Source organism: Halomonas sp. DQ26W (assembly GCF_003339685.1).
Lineage (GTDB): Bacteria > Pseudomonadota > Gammaproteobacteria > Pseudomonadales > Halomonadaceae > Halomonas.
Map to the genome: position 1 here is coordinate 31,299 of NZ_QPKI01000026.1, position 19,675 is coordinate 50,973.

At 62.5% G+C, this 19,675-nt stretch carries 17 protein-coding genes and 2 pseudogenes; 5 read left to right on the plus strand and 14 right to left on the minus strand.

The genetic code is table 11. From position 1 onward, the window contains the following. Nucleotides 1–85 precede the first annotated feature (85 nt). Complete coding sequence (gene ettA, locus DU490_RS13350; RefSeq protein ID WP_114574780.1) at nt 86–1,747, plus strand: energy-dependent translational throttle protein EttA; 1,662 nt, start codon at nt 86–88, stop codon at nt 1,745–1,747. A gap of 130 nt (nt 1,748–1,877) precedes the next feature. Then, nucleotides 1,878–3,224 (plus strand): DUF2254 domain-containing protein, encoded by a 1,347-nt coding sequence (locus DU490_RS13355; RefSeq protein WP_181870048.1) that lies wholly within the window; start codon nt 1,878–1,880, stop codon nt 3,222–3,224. 52 nt (nt 3,225–3,276) lie between these two features. Here DU490_RS13355 and DU490_RS17660 read toward each other — a convergent pair. The 14 genes and pseudogenes from DU490_RS17660 to DU490_RS13425 all read right to left on the minus strand — a co-directional run. Then, a pseudogene (locus DU490_RS17660) lies at nt 3,277–3,354 on the minus strand (DUF1328 family protein); the annotation flags it as partial. A gap of 98 nt (nt 3,355–3,452) precedes the next feature. Further along, nucleotides 3,453–4,367 carry an LpxL/LpxP family Kdo(2)-lipid IV(A) lauroyl/palmitoleoyl acyltransferase gene (gene lpxL, locus DU490_RS13365; RefSeq protein ID WP_114574783.1) on the minus strand — a complete coding sequence of 305 codons (915 nt, stop codon included), beginning with the start codon at nt 4,365–4,367 and terminating at the stop codon, nt 3,453–3,455. Between the two features lie 84 nt (nt 4,368–4,451). Beyond that, nucleotides 4,452–5,585, minus strand: a complete 1,134-nt coding sequence (alr, locus tag DU490_RS13370; protein WP_114574784.1) for an alanine racemase — start codon at nt 5,583–5,585, stop codon at nt 4,452–4,454. 147 nt (nt 5,586–5,732) lie between these two features. Next, nucleotides 5,733–7,172: a TolC family outer membrane protein gene (locus tag DU490_RS13375; protein WP_114574785.1), complete on the minus strand. Its 1,440-nt coding sequence runs from the start codon at nt 7,170–7,172 to the stop codon at nt 5,733–5,735. Nucleotides 7,173–7,306: 134 nt separating this feature from the next. Further along, nucleotides 7,307–8,281, minus strand: coding sequence for an RNA polymerase sigma factor RpoS (gene rpoS / locus DU490_RS13380; protein WP_114574807.1), 975 nt, complete (start codon nt 8,279–8,281; stop codon nt 7,307–7,309). A 145-nt stretch (nt 8,282–8,426) separates the two neighbouring features. Continuing rightward, nucleotides 8,427–9,491 carry a peptidoglycan DD-metalloendopeptidase family protein gene (locus DU490_RS13385; protein ID WP_114574786.1) on the minus strand — a complete coding sequence of 355 codons (1,065 nt, stop codon included), beginning with the start codon at nt 9,489–9,491 and terminating at the stop codon, nt 8,427–8,429. Continuing rightward, nucleotides 9,484–10,470, minus strand: coding sequence for a DUF368 domain-containing protein (locus DU490_RS13390; protein ID WP_114574787.1), 987 nt, complete (start codon nt 10,468–10,470; stop codon nt 9,484–9,486). The genes DU490_RS13385 and DU490_RS13390 overlap by 8 nt, the downstream gene beginning before the upstream one ends. Further along, nucleotides 10,467–11,147, minus strand: a complete 681-nt coding sequence (locus DU490_RS13395; protein ID WP_114574788.1) for a protein-L-isoaspartate(D-aspartate) O-methyltransferase — start codon at nt 11,145–11,147, stop codon at nt 10,467–10,469. The genes DU490_RS13390 and DU490_RS13395 overlap by 4 nt, the downstream gene beginning before the upstream one ends. Further along, entirely contained in the window at nt 11,134–11,880 is a 747-nt protein-coding gene (gene surE, locus DU490_RS13400) for a 5'/3'-nucleotidase SurE (RefSeq protein WP_114574789.1), read from the minus strand. Before surE ends, DU490_RS13395 begins: the two co-directional genes overlap by 14 nt. Before the next feature lie 42 nt (nt 11,881–11,922). Then, complete coding sequence (gene truD / locus DU490_RS13405; protein ID WP_114574790.1) at nt 11,923–12,999, minus strand: tRNA pseudouridine(13) synthase TruD; 1,077 nt, start codon at nt 12,997–12,999, stop codon at nt 11,923–11,925. Further along, nucleotides 12,996–13,505 (minus strand): 2-C-methyl-D-erythritol 2,4-cyclodiphosphate synthase, encoded by a 510-nt coding sequence (gene ispF / locus DU490_RS13410; protein ID WP_114574791.1) that lies wholly within the window; start codon nt 13,503–13,505, stop codon nt 12,996–12,998. The genes truD and ispF overlap by 4 nt, the downstream gene beginning before the upstream one ends. Then, the gene (gene ispD, locus DU490_RS13415) at nt 13,506–14,243 is read right to left on the minus strand and encodes a 2-C-methyl-D-erythritol 4-phosphate cytidylyltransferase (protein WP_114574792.1); all 738 of its coding nucleotides are present in this window, start codon (nt 14,241–14,243) and stop codon (nt 13,506–13,508) included. Next, nucleotides 14,236–14,592, minus strand: a complete 357-nt coding sequence (gene ftsB, locus DU490_RS13420; protein ID WP_114574793.1) for a cell division protein FtsB — start codon at nt 14,590–14,592, stop codon at nt 14,236–14,238. Before ftsB ends, ispD begins: the two co-directional genes overlap by 8 nt. Nucleotides 14,593–14,650: 58 nt before the next feature. Then, nucleotides 14,651–15,784, minus strand: coding sequence for a GNAT family N-acetyltransferase (locus DU490_RS13425; RefSeq protein ID WP_114574794.1), 1,134 nt, complete (start codon nt 15,782–15,784; stop codon nt 14,651–14,653). Nucleotides 15,785–15,903: 119 nt separating this feature from the next. Between DU490_RS13425 and DU490_RS13430 the strand changes: the two genes are divergently transcribed. The 3 genes and pseudogenes from DU490_RS13430 (at nt 15,904) to DU490_RS13440 (ending at nt 19,639) form a co-directional block, all read left to right on the plus strand. Next, nucleotides 15,904–17,298 (plus strand): aldehyde dehydrogenase family protein, encoded by a 1,395-nt coding sequence (locus DU490_RS13430; protein ID WP_114574795.1) that lies wholly within the window; start codon nt 15,904–15,906, stop codon nt 17,296–17,298. Nucleotides 17,299–17,414: 116 nt separating this feature from the next. Beyond that, on the plus strand, nt 17,415–19,304 hold the full coding sequence (edd, locus tag DU490_RS13435; RefSeq protein WP_114574796.1) for a phosphogluconate dehydratase: 1,890 nt from the start codon (nt 17,415–17,417) through the stop codon (nt 19,302–19,304). A 27-nt stretch (nt 19,305–19,331) separates the two neighbouring features. Continuing rightward, nucleotides 19,332–19,639 (plus strand): annotated as a pseudogene (locus tag DU490_RS13440) (glucokinase). Nucleotides 19,640–19,675: the final 36 nt, after the last annotated feature.

Below are 19,675 nucleotides of genomic sequence, written 5' to 3' on the forward strand. Positions count from 1 at the left end.
GGGCAAAGGCCGGCGCAATGCTGGCCTTTGCCCTGCCCGGCCACTATCATCATGGCCACTGAAACCCTCAACCCAGTGGAACTCCATGGCGCAATATGTCTACACCATGAATCGGGTGGGCAAGGTCGTACCCCCCAAGAAACAGATTCTCAAGGATATCTCGCTCTCCTTCTTCCCGGGCGCCAAGATCGGTGTGCTAGGCCTCAATGGGTCGGGAAAATCGACCCTACTGCGCATCATGGCTGGCGTCGACAAGGAGCATGAAGGCGAAGCGCGCCCCATGCCCGGCATCAATATCGGCTATCTGCCCCAGGAACCGGAACTCGACGACGAGAAAAGCGTGCGCGAGACCGTAGAGGAAGCCCTGGGGGAAATCCAGGAGGCCCAGGCCAAGCTCGATGCCGTTTACGCCGCCTATGCCGAACCGAATGCCGACTTCGACGCCTTGGCCAGTGAGCAGGCGCGGCTCGAGAACATCATCGAGGCCGCCGATGCGCACAACCTTGAGCGCAAGCTGGAAGTGGCCGCCGAAGCGCTGCGCCTGCCGCCCTGGGATGCCCGTGTCGGCAACCTTTCCGGTGGTGAGCGCCGCCGCGTAGCGCTGTGCAGGCTGCTGCTGGCCAGCCCTGACATGCTGCTGCTCGATGAGCCCACCAACCACCTGGATGCGGAATCCGTGGCCTGGCTGGAGCGCTTCCTGCACGACTATTCGGGCACCGTGGTGGCCATCACCCACGATCGTTACTTCCTCGACAACGTAGCCGGCTGGATTCTCGAGCTCGACCGTGGCCAGGGCATCCCCTTCGAGGGCAACTACTCCCAGTGGCTGGAATCGAAAGAGAAGCGCCTGGAGCAGGAAGCCAAGCAGGAGGCCTCTCGCCAGAAGGCGATCAAGCACGAACTGGAGTGGGTACGCAGCAACGCCAAGGGCAGGCAGGCCAAGAGCAAGGCACGCCTCAACCGATTCGAGGAGATGCAGTCGGGTGATTTCCAGAAGCGTAACGAGACCAACGAAATCTATATTCCGCCCGGCCCACGCCTGGGCGACAAGGTCATCGAGTTTCATGGCGTCTCGAAGCGCTTCGACGACAAGCTGCTCTACGAGGACCTGACCTTTACCGTCCCCCAGGGCGCCATCGTGGGCATTGTCGGTGGCAACGGTGCCGGCAAGTCGACTCTGTTCAAGCTGATTGAAGGCAAGGAACAGCCCGACAGCGGCGAGGTGGTCGTCGGCGATACCGTCGAGATCGCCTATGTCGAACAGCTGCGCGATGCACTGGACGACAAGCAGACAGTATGGGAAGCGGTTTCCGACGGCCAGGACATACTCAACATCAACGGCTACGAGGTCTCCTCACGGGCCTACGTCGGTCGCTTCAACTTCAAGGGTAACGATCAGCAGAAGTTTCTCAAGGACCTCTCCGGCGGGGAACGTGGCCGCCTGCAGCTGGCTCAGACCCTCAAGCAGGGTGCCAACGTGCTGCTGCTCGACGAGCCCTCCAATGACCTGGATATCGAAACCCTGCGCGCGCTTGAGGAAGCCCTGCTCGCCTTCCCGGGTTGTGCCATGGTGATCTCCCACGATCGCTGGTTCCTCGATCGAATCGCCACCCACGTGCTCGCCTTCGAGGGCGACTCCCAGGTGGTCTTCTTCGAGGGCAACTACACCGACTACGACTTGGATCACCGCAAGCGGATCGGCAACGACACACCGCATCGCATGAAGTACAAGCGCATCGACGCCTAAAGCCTCTCACGATACGCTTGCCATCAAGCCCCGCCCTACACAAGGCGGGGCTTTTTGGTACATTGAAAGCGGACCTGACCCAGGAGGAATGTCAGATCGACTCGTAACCCATCGCCGAAAAGGATTTCCGATGATCACAGCACTTTACTACCCCATAAAGATAGTCAAGGCGTACCGCCAAAGCATCGCTTACATACCCAGCTTGCTGGCGCTGGGGTATTTCTTGCTGGGATTGGCAGCGGTAGTGCCAGAAGAAGGGCTGATTCCATTACCTGTTACGTTCGAATTCTTGCACTTTACCGACACCGAAACGCGCCGCACGCTGCTAGCAACCTTGCTCACCGGTATGGTCTCGCTGATGGTCTTCAGCTTCTCGATGGTCATGTCGGTGCTCTCCCAGGCTGGCGGCAATTTTTCTCACAAGATGGTTTTCGGCCTGGTAACCAAACGGCATCATCAATGGGTACTTGGGCACTACCTGGGTACCATTCTTTATGTTCTGATGCTGCTGATGATGCCGGGAAGCGACGATTCGCCAGGCTTATGGGGTTCGTTGCACGCCTACTTGGGTGCAGTGATGGTGATTCACTGCCTCGCGCTATTCGTCTATTTTATTCACAAGGCTTCACAGTCAGTGCAAGTCAATTCGGTTACCGCCAGCCTTCATCAAGCCACAACCCATTCACTGAGCCGCATGAAAGCACGCCAGCAAGCGGCACGATTCGAGCATTTGTCCCAGGTCAAACCGGCCACTACCACGCACTTTGTCATCGCTTCAGACAAGACCGGCACGATCCAGCGGGCGGATTTCGAGAAACTTGTCGAGTTGGCCACTCATAAACAAGCCATCTTGTATTTTAACGTTTCATTGGGCGATTTCGTTCTGAAGGGTTATCCCTTGCTGCGCGTCGAAGCGGCGGCTCCCCCGGACGAAGAATGGATCCGAGAAGTGCTGGCGCAGATCGTGCATGGGCAGGCCGAATCGATCGAAGATTCGCATGTGCATGGGTTGACCCAGCTGATGGAGATCGCCATCAAGGCGCTGTCACCCGGCGTGAACGATCCCGGCACTGCCCTGTTATGTATCAACCATTTGACAGACTTATTGCGGCAAAGGCTCAACTTCACCCCCTGCAATGCACTGGTGGATGAGCAGGATAAGCTTCGCGTCACATGGCCTACGGAAGACTTCGATAGCCTGCTATATCGCATAATCACGCCGATTGTATGCTACGGTCACAAGGACTTGTCGATTGGCCTGAGCCTGCTCGAGGCACTGAAGACGCTGTCTCTCTTTGCCGAAAATGCACAGAGAGAAAGTTTACAGCAGCAGGCTGATAGAGTGATCGAGATGCTGAACCGGGCGGCCCAGCATCATCTCGATCGTGATTTTATCAATAAGAAGCTTAATAGCGGCGAGCACCGATTGATACTGCCAGATTCGCTAGTCGCCGCATCTGTGCATAACTCGGAATAATCAACCCCGCTCGCGAATCAAAAGCACGATGAGTAGCAAGATAGACAGAAAAAAACAGAATTTTGGCGATGCTGGTGGCAGCACCTGCAATGCCGGTGAAACCGAGCACCCCCGCGATGACGGCGGTGATTTTGCCTCAACTATTGGGATGGTCTAGTTACCGCCGCACGTCATCCAGTGTATCCGACAGCTATCCTCGGTCGACCATCCCCTTGCATCGACCCTCCTTCAATAGAATCCCGGCTCCCCGGCGGGACGGGTTTTGAAACGACGGTGCAGCCACATGTACTGCTCGGGATGCTTGCGAATGGCGCCTTCGATGCAGGCGTTCACCTGGGTTGCATCCTGCACTTCGTCGCCGCTGGGGAAGTTCTCCAGCGGCGGCAAATATTCCAGAGTATAAGTAGTATTGTCAGGATTGCGATGGAAAATCAGCGGTATCACTGGCGCGCCCGTCATACGGGCAATCTTGGCTGTCAGCTTGACCGTGGCGGCATCAATACCGAAGAAGGGAGCAAAGACGCTGGCCTTGGAACCAAAGTCTTGATCTGGAGAGTACCATACGGCATGGCCTGACTTGATTCGTTTCACAACCCCTCTCAAATCACGCCGATCCAGTGTCGCATCGAAATATTTCTTTCGTGCCTGACCCATGAAACGGTCGAAGAGCGGATTATCATGAGGCCGGTAGACCGCATCCGCCCGAAAGAACAGCGAGTGCAGCGCCGCACCCAGATCAAGCGTGGAGAAATGTATGCCGAGGATCAGCGCGCCCTTACCCTCGGCCTCAAGGCGGGCTCTGTGCTCCTGGCCCTTGAAAGTCACCCGATGGCGTAGATGCCTGGGGTCGCGACACCAGCCGGTAGCAGTCTCGAGAAGGCCGATGCCGTTGGCCTTGAAGGTATCGAGCGCCAGCTTGTCGCGCTGAGCGTCGCTTAGTTCGGGATAACAGAGTCGCAGGTTGGTGCCGACGATATGCCGACGGCGCGGCACTACCTTCCAAGCCAACAGGCCAAGCCCGCGGCCGATAGCCAGCTTTAGCCGCCAGGGAAGCCAGGCTCCGACTCGCATGCAGCCGATGGCCAGCCAGGTCGGCCAGAAGCGCGGGTGAGCAAATGAGGAAGGCCAGTTACGCTTGGACATGCCAGCTCCACTCGAACAAAAGGCGCATCATACCGCGCCCCCTTCTGCCGCTGAAGTCGAGACTGTAAGACGTTGCCATTGTTGTCATAGGCATGTCTCGCCGCCCAGGCCACGATAACGGCGTGGCACCCTGGGAAGCACGCCGGTAAGCAGGGTATAGCTTATGGTGTCGCAGTGGCGTGCCACCGTATCCACCGACAGCACCCCGCCATTGCATGCCCGCCCCCACAGCACCACTTCGCTACCGATATCGGCCTCGGGAATGTCGGTGACATCCACGGTGAGCATGTCCATGGACACCTTGCCGGCGATAGTGGCTCGCTGACCGGCCACCAACACAGGCGTGCCATCTACGGCGTGGCGGTCGTAGCCGTCGCCATAACCGCAGGCCACCACCGCGATACGCGACGGCCGCGGTGCTCGCCAGCGCCCGGCATAGCCGACCGCCTCGCCGGACTTCAAGTCGCGCATGGCAATGATCTCAGAGCGCAGCGTCATCACCGGTTTCAGGCGTCGAGTCACGTCGCTGGGAACTTCCAGGGGATCGCTGCCGTAGAGCATGACCCCGGGGCGCACCCAGGCCTGATGTGCTTCTGGCCAGGCCAGGGTCGCCGGCGAATTGGCCAGGCACAGGGGCGCATCGAGACGCTTGGCCAGTTGCTGCATGCAGGCGAGCTGTTGACGAAAATAACCGGCATCGACAGCATCGGCGGTGGCGAAGTGACTCATCAGCTGCACCGCTGTGACACACCCGGGGCTCCCCGCGAGGCACTGCCAGACACCGACAGCCTCCTCGGGGGTGAACCCCAGGCGATGCATGCCGGAGTCGACCTTAAGCCAAACCGGGATCGGCCTGGCAGGGCGGTGCGCCAGCAAGGCGCTGACCTGCCACTCGCTATGCACCGCCAACCACAGGTCCAGCGCTTCGACGCGGGCCAGTTCAGCCGCCTCGAAAATTCCCTCGAGCAGCACGATGGGGGTCTCGATTTGACCCTGGCGCAGTGTCTCAGCCTCCTCGATGCAGGCAACTGCAAAGGCAGGAGGCCTGACATCGGCCGGCAAGGATTCAAGCGCCGCCGCACAGGCCACGCTGCCATGACCGTAGGCGTCGGCCTTGATCACCGCCAGCGCAAGGCTGTGAGGCGCCAGCTCACGAGCTAGACAGTAGTTGTAACGCAGGGCGTCAAGATCGATGTCAGCGACCAGTGGCCTTGCCATGGGAACCTCCGCATAAACAGCAGTAACGCGGAATTATCTTCTATATCATTGCCATAATCACGAAAAGAACCACCGATTTCCCGGTGGCTCTTCGAAAATAATTCCAAGACTCAACAACATTCTAGTCAAACTTCATGCTAGCGGTCTTCATGAAGGTGCCCGGGGGCGCTCGCCAATGTTCATGACCGGACTGTCATTGGCCTCATCCGGCAGCTCGAGAGAGACGCTCTCCTCATCGGAGAGCCAGGCATTGACGGCCTGGATGGAGTCCGCCCCCAGCAGCCCCGCCTGCAGCTGTAGCTGCAGCAAACCCAACACATAGTCATAGCGGGCTTCGGCATGCTCGGCGATGGCGTTGAACAGACTCTGCTCGGCATTGAGCACGTCGACGATATTTCGTGTCCCCACCTCGTAACCCGAACGCGTCGCTTCCAGGGCGCTCTGGTTGGAAATGATCGCCTGGCGGCGAGCCTCGACGGTCTCTACATCGTTGTTGACACGGGTAAACAGTGAGCGTACCTGCTGGATGGTATCGCGCCGCTGCGCCTCGAAGTCGTACTGGGTAGCCTCGAGCAGGAACCCGCTCTGGCGGATCTGCGCCTCGGTCGATCCGCCCGTATAGAGCGGAACGCTGGCACGTAGTCCCACCTGGCTTTCGGAATTGTAGTTCGTCCCTGTGCGGTCGCTGTCGGACCAGCCATACGTTGCGAAGGCCGAGACCATCGGGCGCTGGCCGGCCCGGGAAATGTCCACCTGGCTCCTGGCCACCTCGATACCGGCCTGGGCCATCAGCACCATTGGACTGTTATCCATGGCGAGCGTCACCCAGTCCTCGCGATCGCCCGGCTCGGGCGGCACGATGGGAATATCCTCATCCAGAGTATCAATGCTGTCATAGCGATGACCGGTCAGCCGCTCCAACGCCTCGAAGCTGACCTGCATGGCGCTTTCTGCCGCGATACGCTGAGCCCGCGCCAGATCGAAGGAGGCCTGGGCCTCGTGTACGTCGGTAATCGCGATGAGCCCTACCTCGAAACGTTCGCGGGTCTGCTCCATCTGGCGACTGATGGCAGTTTCCTGTGCCCGTCGGGCGCTGAGGATATCGTGGGCCCGAAGAATCTCGAAATAGGCGTCGGCTACAGTGAAGAGCAGTTGCTGCCTGGCCACATCCAACGACAAAGCATTGCGGTCGATCTCACGCTCGGCCCGCTCTAACTGGGCATGGCTCGCCGGGTTGTACAATGCCTGCTCAGCTTCAAAAGTGAATGCAGCACTATTGATGGTATCGTCTTGTTGAATTACGCCTAACGGCTGGGTTTGAGTCGGTGGAGCGGGACTATAATCACGTTCATGTACTGCGCTTCCACGAACTAGTATCTGCGGTAACAGAGTGCCGCGCTGCACGTCCCGGGCGGCCTCGGTGGCCAGATAACCGGAGCGTGCGGAGGCCAGTTCGGCATCGTTCTCAAGGGCATCCTGGGCAATGGTCCAGAGGTCGGCGCCTTGTGCGCTGCCGGCCATAGACAGAGTGACTAACGCCGCTATCCAGCGCTTGTGGAAGCAACGTGATGAGGCTGGGCGAGACATGTTCGACGGTTCCCTTGACGACAAGACGCGCCCCTAATACCACAAGGCGCGACGATGATCCGCTGTGGTGCATCTATTAACTGTACTGGCTTGGATGGGCCGCCGGACAGCCCTGCCAAGCCCTAGAGCAAGAACTATTCGAAGATGGAATCCATCGACAGGTTCTGTTTTTCCAGCACCCGGCGCAGCTTCTTGAGCGCCTCCACCTGTATCTGCCGTACCCGTTCACGGGTCAGGCCGATTTCATCGCCGACCTCCTCCAGCGTCGCGGCCTCGTGACCGCGTAGGCCGAAGCGGCGTATCACCACTTCAGTCTGCTTTTCAGTCAATTCCGCCAGCCAGTCATCGACATGCTGTTTGACGTCGCCGACGACCAGGCTCGACTCGGGGCCCTGGTCATTGTCGTCGGCGAGAGTCTCGATCAAGGGTTTGTCACTCTCACCGCCCATCGGATAGTCCACCGACGAAACGCGCTCATTGAGCCCCATCATCTTCTTGACCGCTTCCACCGGCTTGTCGAGGTGCTCGGCAATTTCCTCGGCGGTGGCCTCGTGGTCGAGCTTCTGAGTCAGCTCGCGGGCCGCCCGCAGATAGATATTGAGTTCCTTGACTACGTGGATCGGCAGGCGAATAGTGCGCGTCTGGTTCATCAGTGCCCGCTCGATGGTCTGGCGAATCCACCAGGTGGCATAGGTGGAGAAACGGAAGCCACGTTCGGGATCGAATTTTTCGACGGCACGAATCAGGCCGAGATTGCCCTCCTCGATCAAGTCGAGCAGAGTCAAGCCACGGTTGAGATAGCGTCGGGCGATCTTGACCACCAGGCGCAGGTTGGATTCGATCATCCGCGATCGGCCGGCAGGATCGCCCTTCTGGGCAAGGCGGCCGAAGTAGACCTCTTCCTCCGGCGTCAGCAAGGGAGAGAAGCCTATTTCGTTGAGATATATCTGGGTGGCATCGAGGCTATGATGATAGTGCTTGTCCTCGCGATTCAGAGCCTTCTCGAACGCCTCCTCATCCCTGGCAACACTTTCATCATCGGCTCCGAGCTCCTGCTCGGCCTCGGTGACATCCTCTAGATTCACGTCCTGAAGGTCCCTTTCAAGCATGCTCATCGGTTGCTACCCCGTTGTTTCGTCCTGAGGTGCCGGCTTGCACCTGACACCATCTTTCGGTACGCAGGTTCTATTGTTATGTGGTTCACGGCGACGATGACGCCGCCGTGCCGCCCAGTAGATGGCCCGAAACGAAAGTTTATCGCTCCGGCAGATAGTTCAGGGGATCCTGAGGCTGGCCATCCTTACGCACCTCGAAATGCAGCCTGACACTTTCGGCGTCGCTGTCGCCCATAGTGGCGATGACTTCACCGGCCTCGACCACATCGTTCTCACTTACCCTGAGAGTGTCGTTGTGGGCGTAGGCACTTAGGTATTGATCGTTATGCTTGAGCAGGATGAGGTTGCCGTAGCCTCTCACTCCGCTGCCCGCATAGACCACGATACCCGGACCGGCTGCTCTGACAGGTTGCCCCTTTTGCCCGTCGATATCAATGCCGGCGGTGATACTTCCCCCTTCACCGAAATGACCGATCAGGGTGCCATCGGCCGGCCACCGCCAATCGACCTCTTCCACCGGGGTGTAACTTCGACCTGCACGTTCAGGTTGTTGTTCCGGCGCACCCGCCACTTGGGTGCCGGCATCCGGTTCGGCGGCGGCCTGCACGGCTGGCGCTGGCGCCGGCGACTCGGCCACTTCCGGCTCCGCGACTGCTTCAAGCATTGGTTCGGGCTCGCGCTCCTGCTCTGGCTGGCGCTCTGCAGGGGCCTGGGTAGCGGCGGCGATCTGGCCGGCACTCTCCACCGCCGCCTGGCGAGGGCTCGTTACATCTTCCTCCAGTGGCTCGACGGTCAAGCGACGGGTACGCTCGATGGCCTCGTCATCGGGCAATAGCCAGTCGGTATCGCCAGTTGCGGCGGCACCGCCCAAGGCGGTGGCCGTGGCGACATCCACATCACGCTGACCACGCGTGTCATCGGCACGGAGGCCTACGACACCGCTCCCATCTAACTGCAGCTGCTGTCCGGGCTCTATCCGGTAGGGCGGGCTGATCTGGTTGAGGCGCGCCAGATCGCGGTAATCCATCTCATGACGCCAGGCGATACCATAGAGCGTGTCACCGGCCTCCACGGTATATTGGCTCGCAGCCACACGTTCGCGACTCACGGAGAGGTCGCGAACCTGAGGAGCGGAGTGCTCCTGCTGAACGGCACAGCCGGTCATCGCAAGGGCGACGGCGGATACCAGTAATACCTTACGCATTGGAGCCATCCTCCTTGTCAAGCGCAGTTTTAGAGCCGGCCGCCACCTTGCCGGAAGAACTAACACGATGATAGCCAGCCAGGCCCAGCACTAGCACGGCACCAACCAGCATCGTGGCCAGTACCGGCAGCATCAACCCCGCATCCCCGGTCAGATTCGCGTAGTCTCCGGGGGTCAGGTAACGATAGTCGAGGGGAATCATCTGCCCTTGCGGGCCAAGCTGATAGCGTACCAGCTCCCGCCAGGGCCAGAGCACCGGCAACGAACCCACGATGAAACCGATCAACAGTTGCATGGTGGCAGTGCGATGATCACGCAGAAGCCACGATAGAAGGCGTGAGAAGCCAAACAGGCCGATCAGACAGCCCACTGCAAAGATCGAAAGCAGCTCCAGGTCGAAGCCGCGAATACCTTCCATCACGGTACCGTAGAGCCCCATGGTCAGGAGCAGGAAACTGCCGGAGACCCCGGGCAGCAGCAATGCACTGATGGCGATGGCGCCCCCGACGACCAGCATCAATGCCTCGCTGCCGAGCAGCGTGATGACGGGCATCAGCGAGGGCAGGCCATGGGCCAGCAGTAGCCCAGCGACGAGGGGTATCAGATGCCACAGCTTCCAGTCGGCGGGGTGACGGCTGACCACAATGGCCGAGGCGGCCACCAGCCCGAAGAAAAACCCATTCAGCAGCAACGGGTGCTCTTCCATCAGCCACACCACCAAGTGGGCAACGGAGACCAGGCTGGCGGCGATACCCAGCAGCAGCGGAATTGCAAATGTGAGGTTGAGGTGGGTGGCCAGCAAGGCAAGACCCCCACGACGCCAGGCAACGAAGGCACTGGGGCCAAACTGCTTGATGGTATGGATCAGTTCCTCGTAGATGCCGGTAACGAAGGCAATTGTGCCACCGGACACCCCGGGAACCGCATCCGCGGCCCCCATGCCGGCACCCTTGAGGAACACACTGAGTTGGCGCTTCAACGAATCACTCCTTGCAGCAGCGGCACGAAACGAACCTTTTCGAGTCGCTGGACTTCATGTCGGTTGTCGACGCGATGCACCCGGGTCAGCCATTGCTCTCCCCCGGCATCGGCCAGCGGCAGGATCATGACGCCGTCATCGGCGAGTTGGGATACCAGCACGTGCGGCAGCTCCTGGGCACAGGCGGTGAGCAGGATGACGTCGAAGGGTGCTGCCTCGGACCAGCCGTGCCCCCCGTCCGCCAGCTTCAGTCGAACATTGTATGCCTTGAGCAGACGCAGCCGCTCAGCGGCACGATGATGCAAGGCATTGATTCGTTCGACTGACCAGAGTTCCGGCACCAACCGCGCGAGAATCAACGTTTGGTAGCCGGAGCCAGTGCCGATCTCCAGCACGCGCCGGGGCGACTCATTCAGTACCAGCTCGGTCATCCGCGCCACCATCCAGGGCTGGGACAGCGTCTGGCCCAGGCCGATAGGCAGCGAGGTGTCCTCGTAGGCCCGATGCGACAGCGCCTCGTCGAGAAACAGGTGGCGTGGCTCACTGGCCATGGCCTTGAGTACCCGCTCGTCCTTGATACCCTGATCGGCCAGGCGTGCAGCCATGCGGTCACGGGTCCGCTGCGATGTCATGCCGACCCCGCGCAGCAGCTCGGGCAGTTGTTCAGGTAAATGCATCCAGCCAGCCTTGCACGTCTTCGATGGCCGCATGACGCGTCAGATCGGTCTGCAGCGGCGTGATCGACACATAGCCCGCCTCGACGGCGGCAAAGTCGGTATCCGGCCCATCATCGGCATTCCGGCCGACGGCTGCAATCCAGTACCGCAGCCGGCCGCGTGGGTCGCGTACTTCCATGGGTCGTTCGGCGGGCCCGCGATAGCCCATTCGGGTCACACGAAAGCCCTGGATTTCGTCCCAGGGGAGATCCGGCACGTTGACGTTGAGCAGGCTGCGTGGCGGCAGCGACAGCTGGTCCGCGGCACCGACCAGGCTCGCTGCCACCCTGCCGGCGGTCTCGAAGTACCGTGAGCCCACCAATGACATGGCGATGGCCGGCATACCCAGGTTGCGCCCCTCCATGGCCGCCGCCACGGTGCCTGAATAGAGCACGTCATCACCCAGGTTACCGCCATGGTTGATCCCCGAGATTACCAGGTCGGGCTTCTCGTCCCACAACGCATTGACGCCCAGGTAGACGCAGTCAGCCGGCGTGCCGTCCACGCAATGAAAGCCGTTATCCAGCGCCGTCAGCGACAGCGGCCGGTTCAGGGTCAGGGAGTTGCTGGCACCGCTGCGGTCGCGGTCGGGTGCCACCACGCGCAGGCGGGCGTGTGCGTCCAGTGCATCGTACAGGGCGCGCAGTCCCGGAGCGTGTACGCCGTCGTCATTGGATAGCAAGAGTCTGCGCATCGATAATGTCTCATCACCCTCAAGAGGGGCTTCAGGTTCAGTTCAAGCAAGCGCCAATGGCGCGCTCAGCGTCGGGTGTTCGATCAGCTCGCGCAGTACCGCCGTGGCAAAGCTGCCGCGCGGCAAGGTGAAATCCAGCCGCAGGCTGGCCGGCTCGCGAGAAAGGCGGGGCTCGCCCAGGCGCATTCGCAGGGGCCGTCGGGCCAGCTTCACACCGGCCCGTTCCAGGTCATCGCAGAGCGCAGCGTGTCGCTCGCGCAGGGCATGCTCGTACTGCGCAGCAACCCCGGCAGTAACCGACGAGCCGATGCCCCACAGCACCCCGCTAGGATGCAGATCAAGTCGTGCGGCCCGCTCGGCCAGCTCCGCATCGACGGTTTCGACAGCGAACTGACTGGCGGTACCATCCAGCATCGCCACCTCCCCTTGCAGCAATCGATCCCAATTGCGATCCCGCTGCCGCATGGCCAACAGCTCGTTGAACAGAAAGCTGCGCGCAGTGGAGAGCATCATGCCTTCCCGATCGTCCCGCTTGCGCCACCCACGGGCCAGCACCGCCCGGGCCCGGGCCAGGTTACGGCCCTCGGGGCCGAAGCGCTGCGGGCCGAAGCCATTGGGTGCACCATGTCGGCATAGCCACTCCCAGCGTGCTTCCAGACCGGGCGCCTGCACCGCCTCCCCGGTAATGACCAGCGAGAAGCGGTTGCCGCGGTGGACACCACGCTTGAGCTTTCGGGGATGGCGCACCTGTTCGAGCACCTGCACGCCGTGGGTTCCCAGGCGCTCATCCAGGTCTTCGGGGGCTTCACGGCCCGGCAGGTGTACCGACAGCCACTGCCGGGTCACGGCGATGCGATCCTTCATACCGGAGTAACCCACGGCCCGCTGTGTCACCTCACAGGCGCGAGCCAGGTGGCGCACCACCTCCAGGGTGGTAAGTCCCCGCTTCTCGATCCACAGCCAAAGATGCTCCCCCTGCCCCTCCGGAGCGAAGTCGAGGCTCTCCTCGACCACGAAGTCTTCCGGGGTGGCGCGATAGTCGCCGGCAGGGGGCGGACCGAAATCGGCATCCAGTACCCGGGGCCAGGGCTCGGCCTTTTCGGTCGGAGTAGGGGTCATCGGGAGACCCCTGCAGTGGCGGCCGCTTCCTCACGGGCCAATAGCAGCGCCACCGCCTCGGCGGCAATGCCCTCGCCACGTCCCGTGAAACCCAGTCGCTCCGTGGTGGTGGCCTTGACGTTGACCAAACCAGGATCGAGGTCGAGGTCGGCGGCAATACACGCCACCATGGTGGCGATGTGCGGCGCCAGCCTGGGCGCCTGGGCGATCACCGTGGCATCCACGTTGCCCACCCGGTAGCCGGCATCCGTCACCAGTGCCAGAACGTGGCGAAGCAAGGCACGGCTGTCGGCGCCCGCCCAGGTCGCCTCGGTATCGGGGAAGTGACGCCCGATATCACCCAGGGCGCAAGCGCCCAGCAGGGCGTCGCAGACGGCATGCAGCAGCACATCGCCGTCGGAGTGGGCCACGAAGCCATAGTCGAACGGGATGGCGACGCCACCGATCATCAAATGATCGCCTTCGCCGAAGCGGTGCACATCGAAACCATGGCCGATTCTGAACATCTAGCGCTTCTCCTTGCAAGACGCGGCAGCGCTGCCCGAACTCTCGGCGTGCTGGGCCGCGAGAATTCGCGCCGCCAGCGCCAGGTCTTCCGGGTGGGTGATCTTGATATTGTCCCGCCGACCGGCCACCAGGCGGGGCGACAGGCCCAGCGCTTCCACGGCGGAAGCCTCGTCGGTCACGGCCCGCCCCTGCCGCTGGGCAGTCGCCAAAGCCCGGCGCAGCAGGCCATAGCGAAAACCCTGGGGGGTCATGGCATGCCATAGCCCTTGACGTGACTCGGTCGCCGCCACTCGTCCCGCACCATCGTCGCGCTTCATGGTATCGGCCACCGGGGCGGCAAGCAGGCCGCCTACTGCATCATGGCGCAGCGCCTCGAGCAGCCGTGTCAGGTCGTCCACGGTGACACAGGGCCTGGCCACATCGTGCACCAGCACCAACTCCTCGTCGCCGGCCTGGCCAGCCAGCGCAGCCAGGGCGTGACCCACGGAGTCGGCCCGCTCGGCACCGCCGGCGACCCGCTGCCAATGGGCGAAGGGTACCCAGGCCGGGTCAAACAGGGCGTCGTCCGGGTCGAGGCAAAGACACAGCCGCGCCGTGGGAAAGGCCTGATGCAGGCGCGACAGGGTATGTGCCATGACCGGCTGGTCAGCCAGGGGCAAGTACTGCTTGGGTCGCTGCGCGCCCATGCGCCGCCCCTGTCCCGCGGCAGGCACCACCAGCCAGAGTGTTTCACTCATCGCCAGCGGCTCCGGCAGAGGACGACGGCTGGCGCACCAGACCGGCGTTCGCTTCCAACAGGCTGTCCTCGATCACCACGCCCGGAACCCAGTAGAAGTGCTCGTCGGTACGCACCATGCCGATATCGCTGCGCGCGCGCTCCTCGATGGCGTCCAGCCCGGTCTTGAGGTCGACCACTTCGGCGCCGAGGCGCGCATTGCGATCACGCAGCGGCTTGTTGTCGGCATCAAACGCGACGACCCGATCGCGTATCTCGCGCAACTCCTGCACCCCGCTGTCGCCAAACCACAGCCGGTATTGCAGCAGCGCCAGCATCACTAGCAGGGCGATGGCGAGCCACCTGAGCATCGGGTCCTTCCTCACAGATTCGAAACGGTCGCCATTATGCCACCTTCGTCCCGCAGGCTCACGCCCTGAACGGCAGAGCCTGCCCCGCGATCCGGCTATAGGCTGCCACATGGCGCCGCTCCTCGGTACAGAAGCGCGCCACGGCGGCACGCAGACCCGGGTCGGCCAGGTAGTGCAGCGAGCGCAACCGGTGCGGCGCAAAGCCGCGGCTCAGCTTGTGCTCGCCCTGGGTGCCGGGGTCGAAGCAAGTCAGACCTCGGGCCAGACAGTGCTCGATACCCTGGTAGTAGCAGGCCTCGAAGTGCAGCGAATCGGCCAATACTTCACTGCCCCAGTAGCGTCCGTAGAGCGTGCGACTCCCCTGCAGGCAGAGCGCTGCAGCCACCGGCTTGCCTTCCAGACGCACCTGAACCAGCACCAGCGCCTCGGGCAACGTACGATGCAGCCGCTGAAAGAAATCGAGATTAAGATACCCATGACGGCCGCGCTCCAGATAGGTGATCTCGTAGCAGCGGGAGAAGTGCGCGAGATCGTCCGCGCCGATCGCCTTGCCCTCCAGGCGGTGCAGCGTCAATCCCTGCTCGGCGACCAAGCGTCGCTCACGTCGAATCGCCTTGCGCCGCTTGGAGGTCATAGCCGCCAGAAAGCCGGCAAAATCACCGTAGCCCCGGTCCTGCCACTGGAACTGAACCCCATGACGGACCACCAGCGTCGGCCTGGCCGCAAGCCAGCCGTCCACCTCCTCCCGCTCGGCAAACAGCAGGTGCCAGCTCGACAGCGAGCCGCTCTCCCAGGCAGTGGCGAGCACGTCACGAGCCGCCAGCGGGTCGATATCCTCCGCCAGCGCCAGCCGCGGGCCCGGCGCCGGCGTGAAGGGGATCGCCGTCAGCCCCTTGGGGTAGTAGCGCCCTCCGGCGCGCTCCCAGGCGTCGGCCCATCTCCAGTCGAAGACATACTCGCCGTAGGAGTGATGCTTGAGATAGTACGGCATGACCCCGACCAACGCCTCAGTCTGCCACAGCGTCAGATGACAGGGCACCCAGCCCGTGGCCGCTCCCACCGAGCCGCTGGCCTCCAGGGCATGGAGGAATTCGTGACGCAGGAAGGGATGATCGTGGCCGACCAGTGCGTTCCACTGCCCGGCTGACACTGACTCGATGGCGGGAAGCCTTTTCAGGACGAGCTCGGACATGCGACTCCTGCTTTTTCGGTGATGACCGATAACGCCGGCTGACAAGCGACCGGCAAACCGCCTACATTGTGCCCAGACCCACCCGCTCCTTCCATCACCCTCTATACAGGGAGACGCGAATGGCCGACGACAGCCACCTGTCGGCGCACCTCGACGCGCAGCGCCAGGCCTTCGACGCCGAACGCTACCCGACCCTCGCCGTGCGCCGCGACCGCCTGAAGCGACTGGGCGAGATGACTCGGCAGCATCGTCAGGACATCATCAAGGCGATTCGCCAGGACTTCGGCTACCGCCCAGAAGCCGAAACCCGCCTGACGGACATTGCCAGAGTGCTTCAAGCGGTGCGCCATGCCCGCCGACACCTCAAGCGCTGGATGCGCCCCACTCGGGCACCCGTGCCCTTTCGACTGTGGCCGGCTCGTGCGCGGGTGCATCGACAACCCCTGGGTACGGTGGGCATCATCGCCCCCAGGCACTCGCCCTGGAGCCTTGCCCTGCTGCCCGCCGTGGATGCCCTGGCGGCCGGCAACCGGGTGATGATCAAGCCCAGTGAAAGAGCGCCGACGACCAGTGCCCTTATGGCGCGACTGGCCGAATATTACTTCTCCGCGAATGAGCTCAGCGTAATCACCGGCGATGCCGACACGGGACGGGCCTTCGCCACCTTGCCCTTCGACCACCTGCTGTTCACCGGCGATGCCCAAGCCGGACGGGAAGTCGCCCTGGCCGCGGCCGCCAACCTCACTCCGGTCACACTGGAACTGGGCGGCAAGACCCCGGCAATCATCGGCGCCGATGTCGACCTGGAGCGGGCAGCCGAGCGCATCGCCTTCGGTAAATGGTTGAATGCGGGTCAGACCCGCCTCGCCCCGGACTATGTGCTGGTGCATGAGCCGCAGCTGACTGCCTTCGTCGCCGCTCTGACCCGAGTGGTGAAACGCTTTCATCCCAAGGGAGCTGCCGGTGACGACTACAGCGCCATCGTCGGCGAGTCGCACCGCGAGCGTCTCGACGCCATGCTGGAGGAAGCACGAGACCACGGCTGCAGGGTGATCCCGCTGGGCGAGACGGTGGAGCTCAGTCGGGGCGCCAAGCTACCGCCGACACTGGTGATCGACCCTCATGGCGGGCTGACCATCATGCGTGAAGAGATCTTTGGTCCCTGGCTGCCGATCATCGGGGTCGGCGACCTGTCGCACGCCCTGGCCTTCGTTCAGGAGCGGCCTCGCCCTCTGGCGCTCTACGCCTTCACCAACGACCGCGAGCAGCGCAGGCGCATCCTCGAGGATTCCCACTCCGGCGGCGTGGTCTTCAACGATACGCTCTGGCATAACGCCGTGCCCGCCCTGCCGTTCGGCGGTGTAGGCGCAAGCGGCATGGGCGGTTACCAGGGGGAAGCCGGCTTCCTGCGCTTCAGCCATCAGCGCAGCGTCTTCCTTCAGGCGAAGCGCAGCAGCGTGGGGCTACTCAACCCACCCTATCGGAGCTGGCTGTACAGGCTGATGGGGTTGTGAGAAAAAATACGTAATAAAACTACATAACAGCCAAAAGACACGTATCATGACCGGGAAAATTGCGCGATAATTTTGTAAACTTACCGCAAACACCACTCAACGACGCGAGGTACCCCATGGCTCGCCCATCCGCAGCTCTTCATTCAACCGTCCAACAGGTTACCGAGCGCATCCGCGCACGCTCCCACCAGCGGCGCAAGCTCTACGAGGCCCACATGGCGGCCCAGCACAGCCAGGGCGTGCATCGTGGCGAGCTTTCCTGCGGCAACCTGGCGCATGGTTTCGCCGGCTGCGATGTCGCCACCGACAAGGACCGGCTCAAGCTGACCAACAGCGCCAACCTGGCTATCATTTCGTCCTATAACGACATGCTATCCGCCCACCGCCCCTTCGAGGACTACCCCGCTGCCATCAAGGAAGCGGCACGCGGGATGGGTTCCACGGCACAGTTTGCCGGCGGTGTACCGGCGATGTGCGATGGCGTTACCCAGGGCCAGCCGGGCATGGAGCTGTCGCTTTTTTCCCGCGACGTGATCGCCATGGCCACCGCCGTGGCACTCTCCCACAACATGTTCGATGCCGCACTCTACCTGGGTATCTGCGATAAGATCGTACCCGGCCTGTTCATCGGCGCGGCCCGCTTCGGTCACCTGCCGGCCATGTTCGTGCCTGGTGGCCCGATGACCAGCGGCCTGCCCAATAACGAGAAGGCACGTATCAGACAGCTCTATGCCGAGGGCAAGGTGGGCCGCGATGAACTCCTGGAGGCCGAGTCCCAGTCCTACCACAGCCCCGGAACCTGTACCTTCTATGGTACCGCCAACTCCAACCAGCTGATGATGGAGATGATGGGCCTGCACCTGCCCGGCGCCTCCTTCGTCAACCCCGGCACGCCGCTGCGTGATGCGCTGACCCGCTACGCCACCGAGCAGGCGATTCGCAATACCGAGCAGAGCGGCGACTATCGGCCGTTCTACCGCCAGATCGACGAGCGTGCCATCGTCAATGCCATTGTCGGCCTGCTCGCCTCGGGGGGCTCCACCAACCATACCCTGCACCTGGTGGCCATGGCCGGTGCGGCGGGCATCACCATCGACTGGGACGACTTCACCGAGCTCTCGGCGGTAGTGCCCAGCATGACCCGCATCTATCCCAACGGCCAGGCCGACGTGAATCACTTCCAGGCCGCCGGCGGCATGAGCCTGCTGATTCGTGAGCTGCTCGATGCCGGCCTCATCCACGGCGACATTCCCACGGTGTTCGGCACCGACCTGCACGCCTATACCCAGGAACCCTTTCTCGAGGAGGGCAAGCTGGTGTGGCGCGAAGGCCCCACGGAGAGCCATGACCGCGATGTGCTGCGCCCGGTGGCCAACCCCTTCTCACCCACCGGCGGCCTCACCGTACTCGACGGCAACCTCGGCCGCGGCGTGATCAAGATCTCCGCGGTCAAGCAGGAGCATCGCGTCATCGAGGCGCCGGTCAAGCTATTCGACGACCAGAATCAGGTGAAGGCAGCATTCGAGTCGGGGGAACTCGACCGAGACGTGGTGGTGGTGGTGCGCTTCCAGGGCCCCAAGGCCAACGGCATGCCCGAGCTGCACAAGCTCACCCCCTTTCTGGGCGTGCTTCAGGATCGCGGCTACCGGGTCGCACTGGTTACCGACGGCCGCATGTCAGGCGCGTCCGGCAAGGTACCGGCCGCCATTCACGTAACCCCCGAAGCCGTCGATCGTGGCCCGCTGGCGAAGCTGCGCGACGGCGACGTGGTACGCCTTGACGCCGATAGCGGCGAACTGCGCGTGCTCGTCGATGCCACCGAGTTCAACGGCCGCCCCTGCGCCGATATCAATCTCGAACAGAGCCATTTCGGCCTGGGTCGCGAGCTGTTCGGCGGCTTTCGCCACCTGGCCGCGAAGGCCGAAGAGGGAGCCGGGGTGTTCGGCAGCTTCGAGGCGGAGGTGCTGTCACGGCAACTCGAGACGATCGAGCAGGAGGATCAATGACACGACCGGCGCTGATCGGAGACATCGGTGGCACCAACGCGCGCTTCACACAGGGACGGCATCGCGCGTGATACGCTACTGCGTTTCCTGAAGATCCTCGGCGACGTCAGTGGCGATGCGGCCCTGGTCATGGGCGCTCGCGGCGGGGTCTATCTCTGCGGCGGCATCCTGCCGAGGCTGCTCGACTGGTTTCCCCAGAGCCGTTTCGTGGAAGCCTTCACCGCCAAGGGCGCATGAGCGACTACACCCGCGCCATCCCGGTTCACGTGGTCACCGCACCCTGGCCGGGGCTGCTGGGCGCCGCAGAGGCTCTGCGCAACGAAGAAGTAGAATGAGCTGAAAAAAGTGGAATGAGCTGAAAAAGGAGCGTT